The 9,644-nt window shown below is 56.4% G+C and carries 9 protein-coding genes; 8 read left to right on the top strand and 1 reads right to left on the bottom strand.

Annotated features, from left to right (window positions below; translation table 11 throughout):
• Positions 1-177 precede the first annotated feature (177 nt).
• The 8 genes from queE to nadC all read left to right on the top strand — a co-directional run bounded on the left by queE (position 178) and on the right by nadC (position 7,940).
• On the top strand, positions 178-813 hold the full coding sequence (gene queE / locus QZ725_RS02095) for a 7-carboxy-7-deazaguanine synthase (protein ID WP_293775939.1): 636 nt from the start codon (positions 178-180) through the stop codon (positions 811-813).
• Positions 814-823: 10 nt separating this feature from the next.
• Positions 824-1,273, top strand: coding sequence for a 6-carboxytetrahydropterin synthase QueD (gene queD / locus QZ725_RS02090; protein WP_293775938.1), 450 nt, complete (start codon positions 824-826; stop codon positions 1,271-1,273).
• Between the two features lie 18 nt (positions 1,274-1,291).
• Positions 1,292-1,819 carry a tRNA adenosine(34) deaminase TadA gene (tadA, locus tag QZ725_RS02085; protein ID WP_293775937.1) on the top strand — a complete coding sequence of 176 codons (528 nt, stop codon included), beginning with the start codon at positions 1,292-1,294 and terminating at the stop codon, positions 1,817-1,819.
• Between the two features lie 314 nt (positions 1,820-2,133).
• The gene (locus QZ725_RS02080; protein WP_293775936.1) at positions 2,134-3,054 is read left to right on the top strand and encodes an alpha/beta hydrolase; all 921 of its coding nucleotides are present in this window, start codon (positions 2,134-2,136) and stop codon (positions 3,052-3,054) included.
• A 59-nt stretch (positions 3,055-3,113) separates the two neighbouring features.
• Positions 3,114-4,013 carry a muramoyltetrapeptide carboxypeptidase gene (gene ldcA / locus QZ725_RS02075; RefSeq protein WP_293775935.1) on the top strand — a complete coding sequence of 300 codons (900 nt, stop codon included), beginning with the start codon at positions 3,114-3,116 and terminating at the stop codon, positions 4,011-4,013.
• Positions 4,014-4,115: 102 nt separating this feature from the next.
• Complete coding sequence (locus QZ725_RS02070) at positions 4,116-5,717, top strand: ABC-F family ATPase (RefSeq protein ID WP_293775934.1); 1,602 nt, start codon at positions 4,116-4,118, stop codon at positions 5,715-5,717.
• A 223-nt stretch (positions 5,718-5,940) separates the two neighbouring features.
• Entirely contained in the window at positions 5,941-7,080 is a 1,140-nt protein-coding gene (gene nadA, locus QZ725_RS02065) for a quinolinate synthase NadA (protein WP_293775933.1), read from the top strand.
• On the top strand, positions 7,077-7,940 hold the full coding sequence (gene nadC / locus QZ725_RS02060; protein WP_293775932.1) for a carboxylating nicotinate-nucleotide diphosphorylase: 864 nt from the start codon (positions 7,077-7,079) through the stop codon (positions 7,938-7,940). Before nadA ends, nadC begins: the two co-directional genes overlap by 4 nt.
• A 61-nt stretch (positions 7,941-8,001) precedes the next feature.
• Here nadC and nadB read toward each other — a convergent pair whose 3' ends face one another.
• Positions 8,002-9,600, bottom strand: coding sequence for an L-aspartate oxidase (nadB, locus tag QZ725_RS02055; RefSeq protein ID WP_293775931.1), 1,599 nt, complete (start codon positions 9,598-9,600; stop codon positions 8,002-8,004).
• Positions 9,601-9,644: the final 44 nt, after the last annotated feature.

The raw sequence follows: 9,644 nt of genomic DNA, 5'->3' as shown, positions 1-9,644 counted from the left end.
CATTGATGGACGAAGCGGGACGGATCAGGCATTGATCGATTGGCAAGTCCGGGCCGCAGTGCCTGTGACGTGGCGCTGATCTATAATAGCGGCCCGCAATATCGCATCCCGCCTGCTGACAAACCATACACAGGCGACACTTCCGCACATCGCGGCCCACATTGATCGGCGACCATCTTGACGTACAGCGTAAAGGAAATGTTTTACACGCTTCAGGGCGAGGGCGCGCACGCCGGTCGTCCTGCCGTGTTTTGCCGTTTCTCGGGCTGCAATCTGTGGTCCGGTCGGGAAAGCGACCGCGCCAGCGCGGTCTGCCAGTTCTGTGATACCGATTTTGTCGGCACCGACGGCGAAGGCGGTGGCAAATTTCGCGATGCAGTAGCGCTTGCGGACACCATCAATGCCTTGTGGCCGACCAGCTACACGGCGAGCAAGTATGTGGTTTTCACCGGCGGTGAACCCTTGTTGCAGCTCGATGCGGCACTGATCGATGCCATGCATGCAGTCGGCTTCGAAATCGCGATCGAAACCAATGGCACCTTGCCGGTTCCCGCAGGTGTGGACTGGATTTGCGTCAGCCCCAAGATGGGATCGGAGCTGGTGGTGCAGAAGGGCAGCGAAATCAAGGTCGTGATTCCGCAGCAGGAACAATCGCTGGCTGCCTACGAACATCTGGATTTCCAGCATTTCTTCGTGCAGCCGATGGATGGCCCGCTGGCCGAACAGAACACGCGACTCGCGATCGATGTCTGCAAGCGCAATCCCAAATGGAAACTGAGCTTGCAGACGCATAAACTTTTACAGATACCCTGAGAACATCGTCATGTTGACCATTACCCGCAAGCTGGAATTTGACGCCGGCCACCGCATTCCCGATCACAAGAGCCAGTGCCGCAATTTGCACGGCCATCGCTATACGCTGGAAATTACCCTGATCGGCGAAGTGATCGATGTCGAGGGCAGTTCGGACAACGGCATGATCATGGATTTTTCCGACATCAAGACGCTCGCCAAGCAGCACCTGATCGATGTCTGGGATCACGCCTTTCTCGTCTATGAAAAAGACGCCACGGTGCGCGACTTCCTCGACAGCATTCCCGGGCACAAGACGGTCGTCATCAACCGCATTCCGACTGTCGAAAATCTCGCGCAGACGGCGTTCGAGATTTTGAATGCAGCCTACACTGACCGCTATGGCACCGGCTTGCGTTTGCACAAACTCGTCTTGCATGAAACCCCCAATTGCTGGGCGGAAATCACGGCGGATCGCTGATCCTCGCGCATTCCCCTCATGGACGAACAGTCTTCATTCATTAGCCAACCACATGCAGAGCGCGATGCCATCTTCATGCGGCAGGCGCTCGATCAGGCGCGTAATGCCTGGGCGCTGGGTGAAGTGCCAGTCGGAGCGTTGCTCGTCAAGGATGGCGAAGTCATCGCCACCGGTTTCAACCAGCCCATTGGCAATCACGATCCGACCGCACATGCTGAAATCATGGCGCTACGTGCTGCCGCCACGATTCTCGGCAATTACCGTCTGCCCGGTTGCGAACTCTACGTGACGCTGGAGCCTTGCATCATGTGTGCGGGTGCGATGATGCACGCACGCCTGTCACGCGTGATTTTCGGTGCCAGTGATCCCAAGACGGGTGCCTGCGGCTCGGTCGTTAATCTGTTCGCACAGGAACAACTCAACCATCACACACAACTGACGGGCGGCGTTCTGGCGGATGACTGTGGCAATCTGTTGCGCGAGTTTTTCGCAGAGCGCCGACGGCAGGGGCAGGCGGTGCGTCGCGCTTCGTTACCGACCAGTTAAAAAGCTTTATCTGCTTGGGTAAGACTGCTTACCCGCTCCATGAGTACATTCGTTCGCCTTTTTGTACGTGATATCTGCGACGTTTCTGCCGTTGCGATACGTACCCGACATACTTTCTCTGATTGCGCTTGAATGGGTGTTGTTTGTGCCGGCTGCTGCCTCGATTTTCCCCAAGGGCGATGGTATCTTGTCGTGAAGAGCGGCAATGCTGCTTTGTCGCGGTATCTCCGTCGAAACATCGAAAGCAAGAAGCAGGAGCGATGTATTTCCCGATACCTGCCAGTTTAGAAACACTGTTTTGAAAGACGACTGTTTTGCCAACTCTTCGCGTCAACGATCTCGATATCTGGTACGACACACAAGGTAATCCCGAACATCCGGCGATTCTTCTCGTCGTAGGCCTCGGCACGCAAGCCATCGCCTGGCCGGAAACGTTCTGTCGCGGTCTTGTGGAAAGTGGTTTTTACGTGATTCGTTTCGACAATCGCGATAACGGTCTGTCCACCAAGCTGCATCATCTGGGCAAGCCCAATACGCTGCTGGCCGTGTTGAAACTGGCTTTGCGGATGAAGCTTGTAGCTGGCTACAAACTCGACGACATGGCCGAAGATGCGATCGGTTTGCTCAATGCCTTGGGTATTGAAAGAGCGCATGTCGTCGGCGCTTCGATGGGCGGCATGATTGCGCAGATCGTGGCAGCGCGTTATCCCGAACGCATTCTTAGCCTGACCTCCATCATGTCGACCAGCGGTCGTCGCGGCTTGCCGGGGCCGACGCGTGCAGCGCGCAAGGTGTTGTTCGCTGTGCCGCCCGATCCCTTGAATCACGACGGGATCATTGATCATTTCGTGCGGACCATTCAAGTCATCGGCAGTCCCGGATATCCGACGCCGGTCGAAAGCCTGCGCCAGCGTATTTCCATCACCGTTAAACGTCACCTCGACCCGGTTGCCACCTCACGGCAATTGCTGGCGATCGGCGCTTCGGGTGATCGCGTTGCCTTGCTGCAGTCGATCCGGGTGCCGACATTGGTGATCCACGGTTTGGCCGATCCGCTGATTCCTCCCGAAGGCGGACGCGATGTTGCACGGCTGGTTCCCGGTGCGGTGCTACATGAAATTGAAGGCATGGGACACGATCTGCCAGATCAGCTCAATCCGCGTCTGGTCGCCTTGATTGCCGAACATTGTCATGCAGCGCAAGACGTCGTGGAAAAAGTGGCGGTGCAGGCGTGAATGCCGCGTGGTCTGCGATTAACGAAGAGGTTCGTTCGCTTCTGTGTGCGAGAGAAAAGATGCCATGCGTGGCCATCGTTTCGCCCAGTGGTTATGCACCCGATCCGGAAGCGGTTGTGCGCGGGATTACCAATCTCGAGGCGCAAGGTTGCCAGGTTCTCGACCTGACGGATCCCGCCAGCCGTCACCATCGTTTTGGTGCCACAGATGCGCAGCGTCTGGCACAGCTTGTGACGGCCGCGAGACATCCTGATGTCGATATCGTCATGGCACTTCGCGGTGGTTACGGATTGACGCGCTTGCTGCCGCAAATGGATTTCAACTTGCTGGCAAACAGCGGCAAGCTGTTCGTCGGCCATAGCGATTTCACCGCCTTGCAGATGGGCATGCTGGCGACCTGCGGTGCAATCAGCTTTTCTGCGCCGATGTTGTGCGACGATTTCGTGCGCGAAGAGCCCAGCGCTTTTTCCTTACGTAATTTCTGGCAATGCCTGACGCGTGATGGCTGCGTGATTGAAGGTGGCGCCAGCGGCAACCCGACGCTGGACGTGGCAGGCACCATCTGGGGCGGCAATCTTGCGATGCTCACGCATCTTGTCGGCTCACCGTGGCTGCCATCCATCGAAGGCGGCATTCTGTTCGTGGAGGATGTTAACGAGCATCCCTATCGGGTCGAACGCATGCTGTTGCAATTGGCGCATGCCGGCATACTGCAACGCCAAAAAGCCATCCTGCTTGGCGATTTCTCGGGGTATCGGTTGACCGATTACGACAATGGCTACGATTTTGAGCAAATGCTGCTCTGGTTACGTAGCCAGATTGATGTTCCCATCCTGAACGGCTTGCCAATCGGTCATGGGCGCGACAAAACCACCATTCCCGTCGGTGCGCATGCGCATCTGCAATCGGCAGATGACCATTTTGCTCTTACCATTTCTTCCTATCCGCATCTCCCCTGACTGACCAATGGCATGGCGCAATGCCAGCCACGGCCAGATCCCACGTGCGGGATGATAAAATACACGGTTATTCACTCTTCTCTGCAAAAGGCTTTTTACCAAGTGTTATCTACCGCCAACATCACGATGCAGTTCGGCCCCAAGCCGTTGTTCGAAAACATTTCCGTCAAGTTCGGCGAAGGCAATCGCTATGGCCTGATTGGCGCGAACGGTTGCGGCAAATCGACCTTCATGAAGATTCTCGGTGGCGACCTCGAACCGAGCGCCGGCAATGTCAGCCTCGATCCGGGTGAACGCCTGGGTAAATTGCGCCAGGATCAGTTCGCCTACGAAGAAATGCGCGTGCTGGATGTGGTGATGATGGGCCACGTGGAAATGTGGGCGGCGATGTCGGAGCGCGATGCGATCTATGCGAACCCGGAAGCGACCGACGACGACTACATGAAGGCGGCCGATCTGGAAGCCAAGTTTGCCGAGTACGACGGTTACACGGCCGAGGCACGGGCCGGCGAACTGCTGCTGGGTGTTGGCGTGCCGATTGACCAGCATCAGGGACCGATGAGCAACGTTGCTCCTGGCTGGAAGCTGCGCGTGCTGCTGGCGCAGGCGCTGTTTTCCAATCCGGACATCCTGCTGCTTGATGAACCGACCAATAACCTGGACATCAACACGATTCGCTGGCTCGAAGAAGTGCTCAATCAGCGCAATTCGACCATGATCATCATTTCCCACGATCGTCACTTCCTGAACCAGGTCTGCACGCATATGGCAGATATGGATTACGGCACACTGAAGGTCTATCCGGGCAACTACGATGACTACATGCTGGCATCGTCGCAGGCACGTGCGCAGCAACTGGCCAACAATGCCAAGGCCAAGGAAAAGGTCGCCGAACTGCAGGATTTTGTCCGCCGTTTTTCGGCCAATAAATCCAAGGCGCGCCAGGCAACGTCGCGTGCCAAGCAGATTGAAAAGATCAAGGTGGAAGACGTCAAACCGTCGAGCCGCCAGAATCCATTCGTGCGTTTTGAAGGCGAGAAGAAACTGCATCGTCTGGCCGTGGAAACGGAAAATATTTCCAAGACCTACGATCGCAAGATTTTTGATCGTTTCAGCATCATGGTCGAAGCAGGTGAGCGCATCGCCATCATCGGTGCCAACGGTGCCGGTAAAACGACGCTGTTGCGCTGCATTGGCGGTAAGGACATTGCCGGACTGGAAGCCGATAGCGGCACCGTCAAATGGGCAGAAAATGCCAACGTCGGCTACATGCCGCAAGATCCGACCGAAGAATTCGCCAAGGGCGAAACACTGACCGACTGGATGGGCCAGTGGACGCAGGAAGGCGATGATGACCAGGCTGTGCGTTCGATTCTCGGCCGTCTGCTGTTCTCTGGCGATGACGTCAAGAAATCGGTCAAGGTACTCTCCGGTGGCGAGAAGGGCCGCATGATGTACGGCAAGCTGATGCTGGGCCGTCACAACGTGCTGTTGCTCGATGAACCAACCAACCACATGGATATGGAATCGATCGAATCGCTGAACATTGCGCTCGAAAAGTATGCCGGCACGCTGATCTTTGTTTCGCACGATCGTGAATTCGTTTCGTCGTTGGCGAACCGCATTCTCGAAGTCAAGGATGGCGAAGTAATCGACTTCCAAGGCGGTTACGAAGAATATCTGACCAGCCAAGGTATTGAATAAGGCTTCATTGCCTTTGCGGGTGAGTGGTGCTCATCCGTATTTTCCCTGGTGCATGTAGTTTGCGTACGCAATGCAAGCTTGGTTACGTGTTTGTTATCGAAGCTCACTTGCATCCGCTGCGAAAACCGCCATATTCGATTGGCGCTACAATTTCTCCGACCCTGTATCCGGCCATGTCGTGATACATCGGTTTTTCCCATCGACTTCAATCTGACGACCAGCCATGCAGAATCAGCCAATCAAGACCGTTGAATTCGAACTTCCGCAGATGGAAAGCGGCACTAGTTGCGTCGCCCATGCGTGGGCCAAGATCCCGCTTTCGCCTACGCCGGAAGAAAAGACTGAACTGAAAGCTCGTATCAAGCGCTTGCTCAAGGAGCGCGAAGCGGTGCTCGTTGCGCATTACTACGTCGATGCCGACTTGCAGGATCTGGCCGAAGAAACCGGCGGTTGCGTGTCCGATTCGCTGGAAATGGCGCGCTTCGGTCGCGATCATCCTGCCAAGACGCTGGTGGTTGCCGGCGTCAAGTTCATGGGTGAAACCGCCAAGATTCTCAGCCCCGAGAAAACCATTCTGATGCCCGATCTCGATGCGACCTGTTCGCTTGATCTGGGTTGTCCAGTCGATGAATTTTCGGCGTTTTGCGATGCCCATCCTGATCGCACCGTCGTTGTTTACGCGAATACCAGTGCTGCCGTGAAAGCGCGCGCGGACTGGATGGTGACATCCTCGATTGGCCTGAAAATCGTCGAACACCTGCACGCGCAAGGCAAGAAAATCCTGTGGGCACCCGACAAGCATCTGGGTAGCTACATTCAGAAACAGACCGGTGCCGACATGTTGCTGTGGCAGGGTTCGTGTCTCGTGCATGATGAATTCAAGGCGGTCGAGCTTGAGTTGCTCAAGAAAGACCATCCGCAAGCCAAGGTGCTCGTGCATCCTGAATCACCGGCTGCCGTGGTGGCACTGGCCGACGCGATCGGTTCGACTTCGCAACTGATCCATGCCGCTCAAACGATGGATGCACCGGAATTCATCGTCGCAACCGACAATGGCATTCTGCACAAGATGAAAGCGGCCGCACCCGGCAAAATCTTCATCGATGCGCCGACTGCCGGCAATGCCGCAACCTGCAAGAGCTGCGCGCATTGTCCGTGGATGGCGATGAATGCCTTGCAGAATCTCGCCGAAGTACTGGAAACCGGCAAGAACGAAATCCACGTCGATCCCGAAATCGGCCGCAAGGCGACGGTTTGCATTGATCGTATGCTGGACTTCGCCGCCGCCCAGAAAGCCAACGTCCGTCCTTCCTCCGATCTGGCGAAGGAACAACAACTATTTTCAGGAATCGGCCCCGCATGAGTTTGCTGCGCAATCCCTACGCTCCTTTCGATGACGCGCTGAAAGCGGCTTTCCAGGCCAATATCGCTGCGGCACTGGCGGAAGACATTGGTACTGGCGATGTGACCGGTCGTCTGGTGCCCGAGCAGGAGATCGTCAAGGCGCACGTCATCGTGCGTGAAGATGCCGTGCTGTGCGGCGCACCGTGGTTCGAAGCGGTGATGAAGCAGCTAGATGCGCGTATCGCCATCAACTGGCGTTACGGTGAAGGCGATTTGATGCAGGCAGATAGTGAAGTCTGCGCCATTGAAGCCCCGGCGCGTGCCTTGCTGACAGCCGAGCGCACTGCACTCAATTTCATGCAATTGTTGTCAGGCGTGGCGACTGCCACGCGCAACTACGCGGAACTCGTCAAAGGGACCAAGGCGGCCGTGCTGGATACGCGCAAGACCTTGCCCGGCCTGCGTCTGGCGCAGAAGTATGCGGTGCGCGTGGGCGGTGGCAAGAATCAGCGTATTGCGCTGTATGACGGCATCCTCATCAAGGAAAATCATATTGCGGCGGCCGGCGGCGTCAGCGCCGCCATGCATCTGGCTCAGTCGTTGCAAGCCAATGTGAGTATCCAGATCGAAGTCGAAACGCTGGATCAGTTGCGCGAAGCGCTCAAGGCTGGTGCGCAATCCATTCTGCTCGACAACTTCTCCCTCGACATGATGCGCGAAGCGGTCGGCATTGCAGCCGGTTTGGCTTTGCTCGAAGCATCGGGTGGTATCAATCGCGAAACGATCCGCGCCATCGCCGAAACCGGTGTGGATCGCATCTCGATTGGTGCGTTGACCAAGGATGTTAAGGCGACCGACTATTCCTTGCGTATTCTCTGATTCGTCAAAAGAAATAAAAAAAGCCGCTCGATGAGCGGCTTTTTTTTGTCCGGCCAATTCTTCAGTCCGGAGACAACACACTTGGCAGTGCCTTGGGCAAGGTGCTCGGATAATCACGACTGAAATGCAGACCACGACTTTCGCGACGCGACAATGCGCTGTTGACGATCAGTGAGGCGACTTCGACCAGATTGCGCAGTTCCAGCAGATCGGGTGTGATGCGGAAGTTGGCATAGTACTCGTCGATTTCTTCCTTCAGCAGGCGAATGCGGTGTTGAGCACGTTGCAGGCGCTTGGTCGTGCGCACGATGCCGACGTAATTCCACATGAAGCGACGCAATTCTTCCCAGTTATTGGCAATGATGACTTCCTCGTCGGCATCCGTGACGCGGCTTTCATCCCAGGCCGGCAGGGCGGGGATTTTCTGTTTGGGTTGTTCGGCAATGTAGTGCGCGGCAGCGCGGCCAAGTACCAGACATTCGAGGAGCGAGTTGCTGGCAAGGCGGTTTGCGCCGTGCAGTCCGGTGCAAGTCGCTTCCCCCACGGCATACAGGCCGGGCAGATCGGTGCGTCCGGAAAGATCGGTAATGATACCGCCGCAGGTGTAGTGGGCAGCGGGAACAACCGGAATCGGGTGCTTCGTCATGTCGATACCAAGTTCGAGGCAGCGCGCCATGATCGTTGGGAAGTGCTCCTTGAGGAATTCCGGTGACTTGTGACTGATATCGAGATCGACGTAATCGAGGCCGCGTTTCTTCATCTCGGCATCGATGGCGCGCGCGACGATGTCACGTGGTGCCAGTTCGGCGCGTTCGTCATGCGAGGGCATGAAACGTTTACCAGCACCTTTGCCTGCGGTTTGCGGCAACTTCAGCACGCCGCCTTCACCACGTACGGCTTCGGTGATGAGGAACGATTTGGCATAGGGATGATACAGGCAGGTCGGATGGAACTGGATGAATTCCATGTTGGCGATGCGGCAACCGGCGCGCCATGCCATCGCGATGCCATCGCCAGTGGCAGTGTCGGGATTGGTCGTGTATAGATAGACCTTGCCCGCGCCACCCGTCGCCAGTACCGTATGCTCGGCTGAAATGGTAATGACCTTGCCGCTCTTCACATCCTGCACATAGACGCCGAGACAGCGCGGTGTAATCGGTTTTTTGCTCTCGATCGCATCGGACGTGATCACGTCGATGGCGTAATGATGTTCGAGCAGTGTGATGTTCGGATGATTGCGAACCTTCTGTTCAAGCGTCACTTGGACCGCATGGCCGGTCGCATCGGCTGCATGGATGATGCGGCGCTGGCTATGCCCGCCTTCGCGTGTCAGATGAAAGCCGAGTTCGGCGGTTGGGTCGGGCGTAAAAGGAACACCTTGCGCGATCAGCCATTCGATTGCTGCGCGCCCGTTCTCGACGATGAAGCGCGTGGCGGTTTCATCGCACAAGCCGCCGCCTGCCACGAGTGTGTCGGTAACATGTTCTTCGACGCTGTCATTCGAATCCAGTACGGCAGCAATGCCACCTTGTGCCCAGCTACTGGCACCGTCGAGCAGCGCGCGTTTCGAAATGAGGGCCACCTTGCGCGTTTCGGCGAGATGAAGGGCAACAGACAATCCAGCCAGTCCGCTACCGACGATCGCGACATCAAATTTCATAGGGAATTCGGTTGAGAAGTATTCGCAAAAAGAACTAGCCCATG

Origin of the sequence: uncultured Oxalicibacterium sp., from assembly GCF_913776015.1 — a bacterium.
Classification (GTDB): Bacteria; Pseudomonadota; Gammaproteobacteria; order Burkholderiales; family Burkholderiaceae_D; genus Oxalicibacterium.
Note: the sequence above shows the minus strand (reverse complement) of the source record. Positions and strands in the feature narration are given on the sequence as shown.

Excerpts from the sequence above, each read along its gene's own strand:
- queD (WP_293775938.1), top strand. The coding sequence starts at position 824 with ATGTTGACCATTACCCGCAAGCTGGAATTTGACGCCGGCCACCGCATT.
- tadA (WP_293775937.1), top strand. The coding sequence starts at position 1,292 with ATGGACGAACAGTCTTCATTCATTAGCCAACCACATGCAGAGCGCGAT.
- ldcA (WP_293775935.1), top strand. The coding sequence starts at position 3,114 with ATGCCATGCGTGGCCATCGTTTCGCCCAGTGGTTATGCACCCGATCCG.
- nadA (WP_293775933.1), top strand. The coding sequence starts at position 5,941 with ATGCAGAATCAGCCAATCAAGACCGTTGAATTCGAACTTCCGCAGATG.
- nadC (WP_293775932.1), top strand. The coding sequence starts at position 7,077 with ATGAGTTTGCTGCGCAATCCCTACGCTCCTTTCGATGACGCGCTGAAA.
- nadB (WP_293775931.1), bottom strand. The coding sequence starts at position 9,600 with ATGAAATTTGATGTCGCGATCGTCGGTAGCGGACTGGCTGGATTGTCT.